Consider the following 15,145-nt stretch of genomic DNA (forward strand, 5'->3'; position numbering starts at 1 on the left):
TTTCCATATTACTCTCCTAAAAACTAAAAAATTTTATCTAAAGTTGCTCCGATTCCAGATTTAACTCTATCTTTTATTGAATCCTGTTTACCATCATGATTCCAATCACCTTTGTTAAACTTAATTCCATCTGTTATTATACTAGCTCCTATAGAAACACCAAAGCCAATACAAGCTCCAGCAACAGTTCCGATTGGACCGCCAAAAACAGTTCCAACAGCTGCACCTAGCTTGGCTCCCGCAAAGGCACTTACAGCAGTTGTACCAACCCCAATTGCTGCATCACCAATAATATCACCAGCTATCTTAGTTTTTGACGCTTTATTTTCAATATTTTCCTTTGTATCATTAATTACATCCCATCCTACAGCTGCATAGCCTAAAGCATTTGTTTTTAATTTCAATGAATCTTTAAGAAATTCTTTTGGTGATAAAACATGTCTTTTTACATCGTCTATTTGCTTTACTTCGGCTAAAGGTAATTTTGTACGCCTTATCACATTAAGTCCATTTTTATCCTTTAGTACGGTGCGATTTTGAAATCTTACCATTTCTTTTCCTTTGTTATTTTTGTAGGGTGTTACACGCAAACCTTTATTATGTAAAGCTGCCAACTTGTAAGCAGCTGCACCTTCAGTTACAGTACCAAGTAAAGTAAATAAAGATCCCGTAGGGTTATCTTTCCAATCATCAATATCGCCACCCATCGGTGCAAACCAATTAATATCAATTGCTTCTTCCCCAAATGAAACTTCTTGTTGATCAGCCTTCTCAAAACGATCAGCAATTTTTCTTAATGCATCACTTTGTTCTTTTAAAACTGTCGTTATAGTAGCTAACACTGAGCCTGCGTATTGGGATTGATTCAACACAGCATCTCTTCCAGATACCTGGAATGGAATATCAAATAACTGCTGATTGATACGTTGATATGTTTCAAACAGCTCATGAGCTGTTTGTTCTATATTAGAAGACAATTTCCTTAAATGGTCAGGAGTAACCTTAATTTCGCCACTCACCTTGTTTCACCGCCTAATGATTTAAGATAAAGTACCATTTTCTTTATCTCTTCAGCAATTGTAAAGGTGTCAAGACAAATAAAATTCGTTTGTGTTTGCTCATTATCTAAAACTTTTTGGATTAGCCAATATTGATTTTGACTATATAAAAAATGAATACAGTCTGTAGACCATGAGTCTTTTATATAATAATGAACTTGAACAGTATTTAACTCTTCACGATTATGTATAATGTTTGCTAACTCTAAGGAAGCTTCATCATCTAAGTAAAGTTTCAAGTAATCTACTAATTGCTTGTTTGATTGATTTAAAATAGTTTCCTTATATGCAGAAGAAGGGATTTTAAATGTATAATTTGGACAAGAGAAAGTATTTTTAGGCTGTAATGCTTGATATATATATTGCCAAGCTACCTCTGGTGTCCCGCATTCTTTAAATGTACATTGTTTATCACCGTTAGCATCTGTTATTACATTTTGTATAACTTTTTTTTCACTAAAATAGAAAAATTTTTTTTCTAAAGCGCTGTTTTTACCTATCTGTACTTCAATAACAAATCCTGTAGTTAAACAAATGCGGAAATATTCTAAAAGTTGTTTGTTACATAATGTTTCATCTTCTTTTATTATGAGTAGTTCTTCGTTTGTCCAATGCTCGTGCATTACATCTAATTCTTTGTCTATTTCTTCATCTGACCAATTTTCAAAGGGGTTCTCAATTCCAATCATAGTTTCACGGTCAAACATACCAGTTAATACATATACTTCTTTATTTGATAAAATAAGAGGTTCAATAGTCAAACAGTCCCACTCCCTAGCGTAATATGTAATCCCTAAGAAATATAATACAATAAAAAAATGGTTCAATCTAGTAATAGTCAACACTTAAAACTAAAAACTAAAAAAATTCTAATAACAAAAAAAGAAAGAGAATTAATTTGCATATATCTTTATAATAATAATGTCTCTTCACTACACAATCTTTATTTTTTAAGCCAAAAAAATAGAAGTATCGTCCTATAAAAGACAATACTTCCTTAGTTACTTAAAAATCACATAATAAATTACTCATTACCTCCTCCAGCATTACATCTGGATTTACCACTGCTTTTTCTGAACGCCATCCAATAAAGCCATCTGGTCTAATTAGTACAACTCCTTCATTCTCTATCCCATATAATTCACAAAAAACATTTTCTTGAGCAATAAAATCTCCGCTTAACCCAACTCGATACACTTTAATATTTATCCCTAATTTAGATGAAACATCATATACAGCTTCAGCCCAAGAACTATTGTCTACTCCAGTAAGTAATACAAAATGGTTACCAAATAAGTCTAATATAGAAACTTCTTTCCCTTTATACATCCCCCAAAAGTGAGGTGCTCGTGTTCCAGGTCTTCCATTCAAATCTACGATATCCATTCTATGTGGAGTGGCTGATTCATCTAGTATTGCTTCTGAACAATACTGATACCCGACAGTTACAGCTAAACCATCCATATTATTCAAACTGCCTTCCTCTCTATTTGCAGCACGGAACAACAAACTACTCGCATACTCCGTCGTTAATTTTGCAACAGGATATCTCTCTTCACGATATGTTTCTAACAGTTTTGGTTTTGCCTTCCCTTTTATAACAGCCGCTAATTTCCAGGCTAGATTGTGTGCATCTTGTATTCCTGTATTGGAACCAAACCCTCCTGTTGGCGGCATAATATGTGCGGAATCACCAACTAAAAAAATACGATTTTCTTGAAATTTTGTAGCAGTACTTTCAGCCGCTTTCCACGGTAAAACACTTACTATTTCCGGCTCAACATTTGTGCTTCCAATTGCGGTTTGAATGATTTGTTTACAACGTTCTATAGTGAAATCCTCTGGTCGTTCTCCTTTTAATGGATTGTAGGATACATGGTAAATCCATCTTCTTTCGTTATCAACTGGAATAAGCGCACCAAGAACTTCCGGATGAAGTACCATAGAAAAACCAAATGCATCTCCTTGTATAAACTCACTTAAGTCTGCTTCAAAATAAATATTCATATAATAGCCACCAATGGTTCCACGCCCCTCAGTTTTAATCCCTAACTGCTCACGTATTTTACTTTTCGCTCCATCTGATGCAATTACATAGTCACAATGTATGACACTTTCTTTTTCTGTTTCACGATTTCGAATCGTTGCTTTTACCCCGTTTTCATTTTGTTCAAATGAAACTAATTCATGATAAAAAGATAGTTGCCCGCCTAATGTTTTCGCTTCTTGTAACATCATCTCTTCTAAAATAATTTGATAACAAGCAGTTTGTTTTGATGGACTAATCTTTTCTATTTTTTGAAGTAACTCTTCATCGTTTCCGTATTGCGTCGCTCTCATTTGTTCCAATTCTTCTTTATTCGCCTCAGCTATTGTATGAACTGCTATTCTTCCTCGGCAGTTCTCTAATGCTTTACCTGCCAATTTAATTCTTTTTTCCAAGCCTAATTCTCGAAATAACTCCATTGTACGTAAAGTAAGACCGCCTGCTTTCGGATGAATGGCAGTAGACGGATGCCTTTCAATAAGTAAGTACTCAATGTTATGTTTTGCAAGAAATAACGCAGACGCTAACCCAGATAATCCCCCTCCAACAATTAAAACTGGTACATAATTCGATTTCATATATTTCCCCTCCACATCATTGTTCTGAGCTCAGTGACATAAATATAATCAAAAAAACATTAAAATATAGACTTATATTTCATTTTGAATTATCATATAGATAGATTACGCCCCAAAATTCCTTTTACCTTTTCATACATCTATAATCCACCTGAATTGTGTCTGTATGAAAGTGTAAAACAAAAGAATGTACTTTACGTTGAACCATGTTCTATCGTAAAAATCAAAAATAATACAAACATTATAAGCTGTCGTAACCTTATGGATTATACAAGGTTACGACAGCTTATTTTATTGTTACATCATTTTTTTAAACTTCATCTATTTTGTTATGTAATCCTTCCAATCCCTTTTCTATCTCCCTATAATTTTCAACAATAAAAAATTCATTCGTCTCGATTTTCTTTCTCAATATTGCACCTCGTACAACAATCATGTAGCATTACCGTATCGAAGTAATGGTTCATCATCTTAAACATTTCGACTAATTACCTGGAGGCAAAGTGATTGAAATGAATAAACAAGAACAATTAAATATTATAAAAAAAGATTTTATTGATTCTCAAAAAGTATTATTGGCAATTGGTGATGAAACACGTCAAGCTATTTTATTAGTGCTAATGGAAACGGAATGTCAAACAGGATTACGTGTAGGAGAAATCACGAAGCAAACACACCTTTCCCGTCCAGCCGTATCACATCACCTCAAGATTTTACGAGAAGCTGGCATTATTTTAATGAGAAAAGAAGGTACAAAGAATTTTTATTATATTGATATACGTACAAAATTAGGTTTATTAAAAAATCTTGTATTAGATATTGAGAAGCTATTGCAAAACTTTTATTAAAACTTGGAGGTATAAGAAATGAAAGCAATGATAATTGATAAGTACGGAAAAGTCCCAATGCGTATGGCAGAGGTACCTACTCCTGAAATTAATGAGTATGAAGTGCTCGCAGAAATTCATGCAGCTAGTATTAATCCAATTGATTTTAAAATACGCGATGGAAAAGTGAAGATGTTGCTTAAATATGAGATGCCCCTAATCCTTGGTAATGACTTTTCCGGTGTCATCGTAAAGGTTGGGGCAAAAGTGACTAACTTTAAAGTCGATGATGAAATATATGCACGCCCAAGAAAAAATAAGATTGGTACTTTCGCGGAGTATATAGCCATTCATGAAGATGATATAGCTTTAAAACCGAAAAATTTAAATTTTGAGGAAGCTGCTTCGATTCCACTCGTTGGCTTAACATCATATCAAGCATTACATGACATCATGCAATTACAAAAAGGACAAAAGATTTTAATTCACGCTGGATCCGGTGGTGTTGGTACTTTCGCTATTCAGCTAGCAAAAATAATGGGTGCCATTGTTACAACGACTGCTAGTGAAGCTGGTGCGAATTTAGTAACGTCTCTTGGCGCAGATGAAATTATTAATTACAAAACAGAGAAATTTGAAGATATACTAAAAAATTATGATGCCGTATTTGATACAATCGGCGGTGCAACACTTGAAAAATCATTCAATATTATAAAAAGCGGAGGAAACATTGTTTCCGTTTCAGGCATGCCGAACGCTCGCTTCGGTAAAGAATTTGGTTCAGGATTCTTTAAAACTCTCTTATTTTCATTAGCCAGCAAAAAACTTACTGCACTTGAAAAAAAGCATAATGCTCAATATTCATTTTTATTTATGAAGCCAAGCGGGGATCAATTACGTACTATTGCAAACTATATTGAAGCTGGACAAATCAAACCTGTAATCGATCGAGTTTTTCCTTTTGAAGATGCGCAAAAAGCAATGGAATATTCAGAGTCTGGAAGAGCAAAAGGAAAGATAATTGTAAAAATTAAGTAATAATAAAAACTCCATTTTTTTTAAAATGGAGTTTTGTATTTACTGTTAAATAGACATAGTGCAATGAAGTCCTTACAATAGATTGCAAGGGGAAATATTATATTATACTTTTAGTTAACTTTACAAAGAATATATACGTACAAATACATAATTTAAAATACAAAAAGGAGGAGATACAATGACTAAAAATAATGAAACAGGTTGGAATTTAGATAATAGTTATACGACTTTACCACAATCATTTTATACAGAAATCCCCCCTACTCCCGTAAGTTCACCGGAGTTAGTTAAACTAAACCATTCATTAGCGATATCTCTTGGCTTAACCCCTGAAGAACTGAAAAAGGAAGCTGAAATTGCCATTTTCGCTGGCAATGGACTTCCAGAAGGAGCTCATCCATTAGCTCAAGCATATGCTGGTCATCAATTCGGACATTTTAATATGTTAGGCGACGGTCGTGCTCTTTTAATTGGCGAACAAATTACTCCTTCAGGTGAGCGTTTCGATATTCAACTGAAAGGTTCTGGCCCTACTCCCTATTCACGCCGAGGAGATGGCCGTGCTGCACTCGGTCCGATGCTACGTGAATATATTATTAGTGAAGCAATGTATGCACTTGATATTCCGACTACTCGCAGTTTAGCAGTTGTTACAACCGGGGAACCAACCTATCGTGAAACAAAATTACCTGGAGCAATTTTAACTAGAGTCGCTAGTAGTCATATACGGGTCGGTACATTTCAATATGCTGCAGCTCGTGGTTCAATAGAGGACCTGAAATCACTAGCTGACTATACGATAAAAAGGCATTACCCAGAAATTGAATCTCATAAAAACCGATATACTGCATTACTACAAGAAGTCATTAAAAGACAAGCCAGTCTTATCGCAAAATGGCAACTTGTTGGATTTATTCACGGCGTAATGAACACTGACAATATAACGATCAGTGGCGAAACAATTGATTACGGTCCTTGTGCATTTATGGACAATTACGACCAAGGAACCGTATTTAGCTCTATCGACACACAAGGTCGTTATGCATATGGAAATCAACCATATATGGCCGCATGGGATCTCGCACGACTAGCAGAATCTTTAATACCGATTCTGCACGAAGATGAAGAAGAAGCACTAAAAATCGCTCAAGACGAAATTTCGAAATTTAGCGTACAGTATGAAAACAATTGGTTCCTTGGAATGAAAAAGAAATTAGGACTATTTAGCAACGAAGAACAAGATCAATCACTTATTGAGCAACTTTTAAAAATGATGGAGAAATATAAAGCAGATTACACTAATACATTCCGTTCATTAACTCTTGATACGTTAGAAAATATCCCTCTATTCGATAGTCCTGAATTTAAAGAATGGTACAAACTGTGGCAATCTCGATTAGAAAAACAAGAAGAATCGAAAGAAAACGCCTACGAGATGATGAAAAATAATAACCCATCAATCATCCCGAGGAACCACCGTGTAGAAGAAGCACTAGAAGCAGCTGTTACAAATGACGACTATAGCGTAATGGAGAAACTTCTTGAAGCTTTATCAAATCCTTATGCGTATTCTACAGATCAAGAAGAATACTGCATTCCGCCTGCACCGACGAATCGCCCTTATCGTACTTTTTGTGGGACTTGATTAAAAATTTGTTTTTATTTTAACCCAAAATTTATTAAGTTAACTATTAATCACAAACTTAAAAGTTGCTTTCAATATTGAAAGCAACACATTTAGTATCCAACCTTAAACAAGTCACAAATTATAATTTGTGACTTGTTTAATTACCCACGTTCAATAGAAGGTTTGTTTTGCAGGCATCGTTGTATCTTCAGAGACAGCATATGGATTTTCATTAGGTTTTATAATTATAAACGTTCCACCATATCCACTGTGAGCTAATTTATTGCAAAGACCTTCTACCATAAAACCCCATAACTCCAGCTGCTATTCCCATTATAGATAATCCAAGTTTTTTCTTTATTTTAATGCTTCTTTTTCAAATATTCTCTTTTTTATTTCATAACTCATAAAAAAATACTTTTCTGCTTTTTCTATATTACCTACTTTATGAAACTCTAATGCCAGACTTTCAGTATATTCGTGAATATACTCCGATAAATTTTTTCTTTCAAAGTAAGAAAAACCTTCAAGAATAATTTTTTCTATTTTTTCTACCTCTAAATGCTGACAAAATCCCTTTAGAATTAAAAAGTGATATCTATATTCATCATTTTTTAATTCCTCACAAACCTTCAATCCACTTTCAATTAATTCCTTCGCTTTTTCTATTTCACCTAATTTATAATATTCTCTTGCCTCTAAAAAGATTGCCTTATAATGAGTAGGCATTTTTTTAGAAACCTCAGATAAGTGTCTAATTGCTAAAACTGAAAGATTTTGACTCGCATACAATAAACCTAAATTATGTCTGATTCTTAATACTAACATTTCTGCATCATTTTTTTGTAAAATGTTTATTGCTGACGCAATATATTCCTCACCTTTATCATGCTGCTTTAATTCCGAAAAAGATAATCCTAATATATTTTCGCACAGCGCTATGTTCACTTCATACCCTGCTTGTTTAACAAAGATATCTCTTGCCTTTGAAGCGTATTCAATAGCTGAATATGCGTAATGCAAGTGGTATTTTAATATAGCAACTCTATAATTAAACTCTGCATATTCAATTTCATCTGAAATATGCTCTAATAACCCTTCAGCTTTTTCAAAATAGTTGCTAGCTTCACTATAATTAGTAAGAATTGTATAATGAATGGCTTTGAATAAATAATAATAATAATTAGAATATTCATCATTTGGTTTAGGCAATGCATCTATTTTATCAAAAGCTTTTTTCAAATTACCTAAACCATCTATTAGCACTTTATATCGAAATTCTAACAGATAATAGTGAAATGAAACCTTTATATCTGATTCGATAATATAAAGCTTTTTATCGATCTCTTCTTTTAATTTTTTTGCTTCACTTATACGTTGAGCTCTAATATCTCGATACCAATCATTCAGCATCTTATTAATTAATTCATTGCCAGTGATTTGTATATTCATCAAATCCACTCTCCTTCTTTTAATTATCATAAAAATAACATAATTCGATTATTTATATCTATCTATATATATATTTCTCAACAATTGAACGAAATTCATTCACTGAATTTTGTTCAATATTTTAATAGACCCGCTGTAAATATGAATACTTTTTCTTATAACCTCTGAATATGAGTATCCTTAAAATCCGTCTCATATTTCAATCCATATCCAAACATTCGATCCATTCCAATATGTGCTGTCCATATTAAGCCAATCATTATAACGATATCCATCTTAAAATAGACACCTATTAGAACAATTAATATGGATATGATATATGTGTGACATACATTATATATTTTCGCACCAACGTGATTATTAATCCCATATGCTAACATTGATAGATCCGGCGCTAAAAGGAATACAAAAAATATAATCCAACTAAACTCATATATCGAATACATATAAATCATGGCTAAAAATACAACCATTCCTTCAAAATGTACAATACGTTTTTGCATTATTTATCATTCCTATTTTTCTATATTTATTGATACATTTTCATCGCTGAAAGTATTCTTTGTATTTTTTGACCAGATGGTTGCTAATATTGGCCCTGCAATGTTATGCCATACTGCCGCTAATACACTTGGGAGTGCAGCAACCGGTCCAAAATGTGCTGTCGCCAGCGCAACACCTAAACCTGAATTTTGCATTCCTACTTCTATTGAAATAGCCCTTCTTGTCCCTTCGTCTAGTCCAAGTACGAACGCAGTTATATATCCGAGCAAAAAACCGAAAGCATTATGGAGCATCACCGCAATAAAGATAAGAAGTCCTGAAGAAGTAATGCTACTTACATTTGCTGAAACAACTGCAGAAACAATTATGATAATTGCTACAACTGATATTAAAGGAATAACAGTCATTCCTTTATTAACGATATGAGGGAAAAACTTTTTCACTACTAGTCCTAAAATAATAGGCACAATAATGACTTGTACGATAGAAAGAAACATGGACATAGCATTTACTGGCATCCATTGCCCTGCAAGTAATAGTAGAATGAGCGGTGTAGCAATTAGTGCTAGTAACGTTGATACTGAAGTCATTGCAATAGACAACGCTAAGTTCCCTTTTGCTAAATAAACCATAACATTTGATGCAGTGCCACCCGGTACTGAACCGAGCAACACTAACCCAGCTGCTAATTCCGCTGGCAGATTCATAACGTAGGCTAGTACGTATGCGACAAGTGGCATAATAATAAACTGAGCACATACACCGATAATAACTGGTAATGGTTTTGTAGCTATGATTTTGAAATCAACAGCCTTCAATGTTAATCCCATCCCAAACATGACAACCCCAAGTAAAATCGTTATGTAACTAGTTAACCCGAGAAATGGCGCGGGAATGAAATATGCAACAGCTGCAATACAAATAACCCAAAATGCAAAATACTTTCCAGCTATATTACTTATCGCTTCTAGTACTTTCATCCACTCAGCCCCTATCTTTTAATTGAAACACCTTTTTCGGATTCAAAATATTTTGCGGATCAAGAACTTTCTTTATTTTCTCCATTACAAATAATGCCGCCCCATGTTCTTCTTCTTGATACTTTCGTTTCCCGATTCCAACGCCATGTTCTCCTGTACACGTTCCTCCTCGTTTAAGAGCATACAGAACGATACTTTCGTTTATTTCGTCCGCCTTCTTTACTTCCTGTTTATCATTTGTGTCAATCATTAAGAGTACATGGAAATTCCCATCTCCAACATGACCTAGAATACCGCCAATAAGCCCTACTTTATCTAATACCTCTTTCGCATGTTGAATCGCTCCAGCTAATTCCGAAATTGGCACACATACGTCTGTACTCATTAGCTTTTTACCAGGATAACTATGCACGTAAGAGTACGCTAAGTTATGTCTTGCATCCCACAGTTTATTTCTCGCTGCTGTTTCCGTCTCAAACGTAATTTCTATACATTTATGATCAAGAACGATTTCTTTCGTAAATTCAATATCTTGCTTTAATCCTGCTTCATTGCCGTGAAACTCTAAAAACAGTGTCGGTTCTTCTCTGTAACTTGTTTCATTGTAATAATTTACTTGTTTCATAGATAATTCATCAACGAGTTCAATTCTCGCGATTGGAATACCTGCTTGTAATATGTTAATTACAACTTCTACTGCATCATTTATAGTTGGAAACGATGCCCTCGCAGCCATAACATGTTCTGGTATACCGTATACTTTTAAAGTTAACTCCGTGAAACATCCAAGTGTTCCTTCTGATCCTACGAAAATACCATTTAAATGATAACCTGATGATGACTTCGCCGCTAAATTCCCGGTATGTATTACTCCTCCATCAGCAAGAACGACTTCTAAATCTCGAACTTGATCACGCATTACACCATACTTTACCGCTGTCGTTCCGCTCGCATTTGTAGCAGCCATTCCTCCTAACGTTGCATCAGCTCCTGGGTCTACACTAAAAAATAATCCATACTTTTTCAATTCTTTATTAAGCTGAGAGCGCGTCACCCCTGGCTGTACTCTCACAAGAAAATCCTTTTCTCTTATTTCAAATATTTTGTTCATAAGAGAAAAGTCCATTGTAATTCCTTTTTCGTAAGGAATTACATGTCCCTCTAAACTGGATCCTACTCCAAATGGAACGACAGCTGTTCCGTGCTGACTCGCTATTTTCATTATCGTGCTAACTTCTTCGGTCGTTTTTGGAAAAACAACTACATCAGGTAAACTACTAACGTGGTAAGATTCATCTTTACTATGTAACTCTCGTACTGTCATATTTATTACTACTCGATCTTCAGGAAGTATGCCTCTTAATTCATTTACTACATGTTCAATTGTTATTTCCATAATCAACTCTCCTTTTTAATTTTAAAACAAGTATACCATCTTTATACAAAATAATTAGAAAAATAAGATTATTTAACCTGAACATACAAAAAAGAACCCGCAGCACACGCTACAAGTTCTTTTTCACTACATTTTAAACGATTTCTTTATTAACAACATAAACCAAATTAAAGTAACTGCCATCAACGAATGAGAAAACCCTACAATATAAGTTAACCCTTTAAAGTCAGCTCCATTTAACTGAAGAAGCCCTCTCACTGCTAGCGAACCTAACATTAATGTTAATGCAATGTTATGTAAAACAAACCACTTATTAAACCCTTTCACTTCATGAAACGCGAATACTTTTGCTAATCCTAAAGCAATTAAAAAGAAGAAAAAGCCAAGTACAAGTGTATGTGTATGCAAAAGATTTAACAAAGTAGATCCTAAAATCCCTTTATACTTACCATACTCCCTAGCGAAAATCCCTGATAATAAACCGATAATCAAATACGTAAACGATGCATTATATAATTTCTTCATTATGTACCTCCTTGAGTAGAATGTGTAGTGTGTCATATTTAGTAATAATGATAGTTATATAGTAAAAACTCCTAGTCACCTAGGAGTCATTGTATAAGTATCTCACTCTTTACAATCAATCCTAATTATAAAATATCTCTCTATACAAAACAAACGAACTTTATGTGAACAAACACCCCCATTAAAATATGTTGCACTTTTGTTTTACACAATCCATACTAATTGTTATAACTTTTTAAAGGTGGTGTAATAATTGATAGTTCTTGAAACCGAACGTCTAAATCTTCGTTGGTTTGATATAAAAGACGCTTCTTTTATTCTTGAGTTAGTAAACGATCCTGCATGGATTCAGTTTATCGGTGACAAAGGGGTTAGAAACTTAGAAGATGCAAAAAATTATATTGTAAACGGTCCCATCGATATGTATAACAAACTCGGATTTGGCCTTTACTTAGTAGAACGAAAAGAAGATCTCACTCCACTTGGTATGTGTGGCCTTATTAAAAGAGATTCATTAGAAGACGTTGATATCGGATTTGCCTTTTTAGAAACATTCCGTTCAAAAGGATATGGCTACGAGTCAGCTTCTGCAATAATCGAATACGGTGTACAAAAGCTCGGCATGAAACGAATTGTAGCAATTACTTCTATAGATAACATCGCCTCAGGAAAGCTTTTAGAAAAAGTAGGATTACGCTTTGAGAAAATCATTTCAGGGTCTGGAGAAGATTTAAAATTATTTGGGTATAACGCATAGTAAAGAAGGTCGCCGTGAATGGCGACCTTCTTTACTATTTTATTGATTTTGTAATACTATTTTTAGTTACATCATAGTTGCATCAATTCTTGTGATTACTAATATCCCTTTTACATCAAATTTTTGGAACTTTATAGAAATAAAACTTCTACTTTCAAATAAATTATATTAATATATTAAACAAAGGAAGTGAGAATAAATGGATCAACCACTATTTTTGTTAGCTCTTCAATTCATTGCATTTGTATTAATCATTTGTATCGTATATGGAATCTTGTACAATACCGTATTAAATTTAAATATGCCTAAATGGACTGCACATATGGTAGCTACGGTCTTTTCCCTTGGTATTGCCTATCAAGCTTTTATAAATTTCATTTGAAAAACTTTTGTAGCATTTACTTCTACAAATATTGTTGATGCAGTAAAATTTGCAAAAAAAGTAGAATTGCAATTTGAGAGGATTATTTCAAGATCAGGAAATGTAACCATTTTTTATAAAGTCTGTCTAGCGCAAAATAGTGATGAAGTTATTTCCGCTGAAAATGTGTTTGCATAACAAGGAATGAATTTAATTGATCCTGCAAAAATTTTATTTTAATTCTGGTTCTATTGTTTGAAATCGTTCTAGGGTACCATTTGTGTGGACTTTAAAAATTTTCATTTGCGCACCAAAATATTGCGTTAAGTAAAATGTATCACCAGTTATTAAATTTCCAATCTTCCAATCAGGTTGATATGTACTTTCCTTGGAACTTTCTAAATCCCCGTTCATTATTAAATCGATATATAATGTAGATGAACTACGCAACATTTTCGTTAAAGATAGTCTATCAACCTCTAACTATCTAATGAACTCAAGTAAACGCATCTTCAGTCATTTTAAGAGGTACAAAAGGCACCCTTTCGGGTGCCTTTTGTATAAAAATTCCAATTTTTTATATTCGATACCAACCACGAACCTTTTTAAAATAATAGTATCATTATGTCTCCTTTTTAGAGATTATTTTTAATTACCTTGAATTTTTTGCACCAGAACCGGAAAATCCCTGACTACTCGAAATATCAACTATCAAGTGCTAATATTCAATAACGCGTACTGAAAATGATTAAACATTTTTATAAACCAGCGGAACGTTTAAGAAATCAATTTTTCTCTTATCGAAATTTAATTAGCTTACAGTAATACAGTGGTCATATATTTTTAAGAATAACGGAAGAATATATAGAAATTGCTACAGAAATGTGAAGTTTAATTAATTTAGGAGGAACAAACTTGTTTAATCAGCTTGTAAAAATCATACCGAATTTATTTACGATTGGAAATTTATTGTGCGGCGTTTTCTCAATCACCTTGAATATGAATGAATATTTGGGAGTAGCCTCCATTTTCATTTTCTTTTCAGCTGTTTTAGATTTTCTTGATGGAAGAATTGCGAGAAAATTAAAAGTGAACAGTGAGTTTGGCGTAGAATTGGATTCCTTAGCTGATATTGTTAGTTTCGGCGTCGCTCCTGCGCTTTTATTTCATACGATAGCAACACCTTCTATTTTAACTTCTTTGGCATTTATCCTATTCCCAACAATGGGTGCTTTAAGATTAGCTAAATTTAGTATTAAACCAACTATTGGATATTTTAAGGGATTACCTATTCCAGCTGCAGGATTATCATTGGCTGGTATGGTATTGTTTTCATATAGTAATGCATGGATTACTTTAATCCTCGCCCTCTTAATGGTAAGTCCCATTAGGTTTAAAAAATTTTAATTAAGGTCACGCCCAACGCCATTAAGGAGCATCTCAAATGGATTTAACGCATCAATAAGTATAAAAAAGCGGGACAATAATATTAAATTAGGTGCCCTTCGTAAAAATTAAAACCTTGTATTTATGGCTATTGGGTTAATCCATCGATATGTTATTCTGAAACGTCAATCCACTTTTAACAGGAGCTCCCTTTATCAAGAGAGCTCCTGTTCTTATTTCTTCTTCTTTTCTGTCGGTTGGCTTTGTTTAGCAAAATTAGATGAATCATCAAAATTCGGTTGCTTTTTACCAGCATTATTACTTCTACCTTTTCCCATATGTAATGCACCTCCCCTCCCCCTTACTATTCCCAATAAAAAAATTCTCTTGCATCCAAGAGAATTTTTGATTGGGTTCTTATTGATAATACCTAAGTACTTCCAACACTGCCATTCGATAAAAGATGGATCCAATGTCAAATTCTTTAATGCTGAAACAAACATTACATTTTCATATTTAACTGGATAATCAATTAATAATCCTAATGTATTTCCTGAAGCTGCAACAATTATGCTTTCCTTGTCTAACACGTCATCTATAACTTCTTTT

General features: G+C 33.6%; 17 protein-coding genes. 6 read left to right on the top strand and 11 right to left on the bottom strand.

Going from position 1 to position 15,145, the window contains the following annotated elements; genetic code table 11:
• Positions 1–23 precede the first annotated feature (23 nt).
• From AC1Q8M_RS13610 to AC1Q8M_RS13620, 3 genes are all read right to left on the bottom strand, one after another.
• Positions 24–1,019, bottom strand: coding sequence for a WXG100 family type VII secretion target (locus AC1Q8M_RS13610; RefSeq protein ID WP_098360646.1), 996 nt, complete (start codon positions 1,017–1,019; stop codon positions 24–26).
• Positions 1,016–1,819 (bottom strand): hypothetical protein, encoded by an 804-nt coding sequence (locus AC1Q8M_RS13615; protein ID WP_492334153.1) that lies wholly within the window; start codon positions 1,817–1,819, stop codon positions 1,016–1,018. Before AC1Q8M_RS13615 ends, AC1Q8M_RS13610 begins: the two co-directional genes overlap by 4 nt.
• A gap of 244 nt (positions 1,820–2,063) precedes the next feature.
• On the bottom strand, positions 2,064–3,683 hold the full coding sequence (locus AC1Q8M_RS13620) for an FAD-dependent oxidoreductase (RefSeq protein ID WP_492334154.1): 1,620 nt from the start codon (positions 3,681–3,683) through the stop codon (positions 2,064–2,066).
• Positions 3,684–4,186: 503 nt separating this feature from the next.
• On the opposite strand from AC1Q8M_RS13620, the gene AC1Q8M_RS13625 reads away from it, so the two are divergent.
• From AC1Q8M_RS13625 to AC1Q8M_RS13635, 3 genes are all read left to right on the top strand, one after another.
• Positions 4,187–4,531, top strand: coding sequence for an ArsR/SmtB family transcription factor (locus AC1Q8M_RS13625; protein ID WP_000571870.1), 345 nt, complete (start codon positions 4,187–4,189; stop codon positions 4,529–4,531).
• Positions 4,532–4,549: 18 nt separating this feature from the next.
• Positions 4,550–5,548, top strand: a complete 999-nt coding sequence (locus AC1Q8M_RS13630) for an NADP-dependent oxidoreductase (RefSeq protein ID WP_075717383.1) — start codon at positions 4,550–4,552, stop codon at positions 5,546–5,548.
• Positions 5,549–5,726: 178 nt separating this feature from the next.
• Positions 5,727–7,193 carry a protein adenylyltransferase SelO gene (locus tag AC1Q8M_RS13635; RefSeq protein ID WP_098831300.1) on the top strand — a complete coding sequence of 489 codons (1,467 nt, stop codon included), beginning with the start codon at positions 5,727–5,729 and terminating at the stop codon, positions 7,191–7,193.
• Positions 7,194–7,346: 153 nt separating this feature from the next.
• On the opposite strand, the gene AC1Q8M_RS13640 is transcribed toward AC1Q8M_RS13635, so the two are convergent.
• The 6 genes from AC1Q8M_RS13640 to AC1Q8M_RS13665 form a co-directional block, all read right to left on the bottom strand.
• Positions 7,347–7,478 (bottom strand): hypothetical protein, encoded by a 132-nt coding sequence (locus AC1Q8M_RS13640; protein WP_000229164.1) that lies wholly within the window; start codon positions 7,476–7,478, stop codon positions 7,347–7,349.
• 54 nt (positions 7,479–7,532) lie between these two features.
• The gene (locus tag AC1Q8M_RS13645; RefSeq protein ID WP_001025499.1) at positions 7,533–8,627 is read right to left on the bottom strand and encodes a response regulator aspartate phosphatase; all 1,095 of its coding nucleotides are present in this window, start codon (positions 8,625–8,627) and stop codon (positions 7,533–7,535) included.
• Between the two features lie 155 nt (positions 8,628–8,782).
• Positions 8,783–9,130: a DUF4260 domain-containing protein gene (locus tag AC1Q8M_RS13650; protein WP_072939279.1), complete on the bottom strand. Its 348-nt coding sequence runs from the start codon at positions 9,128–9,130 to the stop codon at positions 8,783–8,785.
• A 12-nt stretch (positions 9,131–9,142) separates the two neighbouring features.
• A complete protein-coding gene (locus AC1Q8M_RS13655) occupies positions 9,143–10,111 on the bottom strand; it encodes a bile acid:sodium symporter family protein (RefSeq protein WP_098855461.1) in 969 nt (322 codons plus the stop codon).
• 4 nt (positions 10,112–10,115) lie between these two features.
• Positions 10,116–11,507 (bottom strand): FAD-binding oxidoreductase, encoded by a 1,392-nt coding sequence (locus AC1Q8M_RS13660; RefSeq protein WP_097924137.1) that lies wholly within the window; start codon positions 11,505–11,507, stop codon positions 10,116–10,118.
• A 126-nt stretch (positions 11,508–11,633) separates the two neighbouring features.
• Positions 11,634–12,032, bottom strand: a complete 399-nt coding sequence (locus AC1Q8M_RS13665) for a DUF2871 family protein (RefSeq protein ID WP_016512487.1) — start codon at positions 12,030–12,032, stop codon at positions 11,634–11,636.
• A gap of 253 nt (positions 12,033–12,285) precedes the next feature.
• Here AC1Q8M_RS13665 and AC1Q8M_RS13670 point away from each other — a divergent pair, with 253 nt between their 5' ends.
• On the top strand, positions 12,286–12,789 hold the full coding sequence (locus AC1Q8M_RS13670) for a GNAT family N-acetyltransferase (protein ID WP_016512486.1): 504 nt from the start codon (positions 12,286–12,288) through the stop codon (positions 12,787–12,789).
• 199 nt (positions 12,790–12,988) lie between these two features.
• Positions 12,989–13,171 carry a hypothetical protein gene (locus tag AC1Q8M_RS13675; RefSeq protein ID WP_071714626.1) on the top strand — a complete coding sequence of 61 codons (183 nt, stop codon included), beginning with the start codon at positions 12,989–12,991 and terminating at the stop codon, positions 13,169–13,171.
• 210 nt (positions 13,172–13,381) lie between these two features.
• Here the strand turns inward: AC1Q8M_RS13675 and AC1Q8M_RS13680 are convergent, their stop codons facing one another.
• Positions 13,382–13,564, bottom strand: coding sequence for a DUF5065 family protein (locus AC1Q8M_RS13680; RefSeq protein ID WP_043352867.1), 183 nt, complete (start codon positions 13,562–13,564; stop codon positions 13,382–13,384).
• A gap of 501 nt (positions 13,565–14,065) precedes the next feature.
• Between AC1Q8M_RS13680 and pssA the strand changes: the two genes are divergently transcribed.
• Positions 14,066–14,557 (top strand): CDP-diacylglycerol--serine O-phosphatidyltransferase, encoded by a 492-nt coding sequence (gene pssA, locus AC1Q8M_RS13685; RefSeq protein WP_098855462.1) that lies wholly within the window; start codon positions 14,066–14,068, stop codon positions 14,555–14,557.
• Positions 14,558–14,769: 212 nt separating this feature from the next.
• On the opposite strand, the gene AC1Q8M_RS13690 is transcribed toward pssA, so the two are convergent.
• Positions 14,770–15,126 (bottom strand): hypothetical protein, encoded by a 357-nt coding sequence (locus tag AC1Q8M_RS13690; RefSeq protein ID WP_225988587.1) that lies wholly within the window; start codon positions 15,124–15,126, stop codon positions 14,770–14,772.
• Positions 15,127–15,145 lie beyond the last annotated feature (19 nt).

It is taken from the genome of Bacillus sp. GW823-FHT06A10, from assembly GCF_058795375.1.

Bases quoted from the DNA above. Each gene is read 5' to 3' on its own strand.
- AC1Q8M_RS13630 (WP_075717383.1), top strand. From the start codon at position 4,550: ATGAAAGCAATGATAATTGATAAGTACGGAAAAGTCCCAATGCGTATG.
- AC1Q8M_RS13675 (WP_071714626.1), top strand. From the start codon at position 12,989: ATGGATCAACCACTATTTTTGTTAGCTCTTCAATTCATTGCATTTGTA.
- AC1Q8M_RS13660 (WP_097924137.1), bottom strand. From the start codon at position 11,507: ATGGAAATAACAATTGAACATGTAGTAAATGAATTAAGAGGCATACTT.
- AC1Q8M_RS13640 (WP_000229164.1), bottom strand. From the start codon at position 7,478: ATGGTAGAAGGTCTTTGCAATAAATTAGCTCACAGTGGATATGGTGGA.
- AC1Q8M_RS13680 (WP_043352867.1), bottom strand. From the start codon at position 13,564: ATGAACGGGGATTTAGAAAGTTCCAAGGAAAGTACATATCAACCTGAT.
- AC1Q8M_RS13635 (WP_098831300.1), top strand. From the start codon at position 5,727: ATGACTAAAAATAATGAAACAGGTTGGAATTTAGATAATAGTTATACG.
- AC1Q8M_RS13620 (WP_492334154.1), bottom strand. From the start codon at position 3,683: ATGAAATCGAATTATGTACCAGTTTTAATTGTTGGAGGGGGATTATCT.
- AC1Q8M_RS13655 (WP_098855461.1), bottom strand. From the start codon at position 10,111: ATGAAAGTACTAGAAGCGATAAGTAATATAGCTGGAAAGTATTTTGCA.
- AC1Q8M_RS13645 (WP_001025499.1), bottom strand. From the start codon at position 8,627: ATGAATATACAAATCACTGGCAATGAATTAATTAATAAGATGCTGAAT.
- AC1Q8M_RS13650 (WP_072939279.1), bottom strand. From the start codon at position 9,130: ATGCAAAAACGTATTGTACATTTTGAAGGAATGGTTGTATTTTTAGCC.
- AC1Q8M_RS13665 (WP_016512487.1), bottom strand. From the start codon at position 12,032: ATGAAGAAATTATATAATGCATCGTTTACGTATTTGATTATCGGTTTA.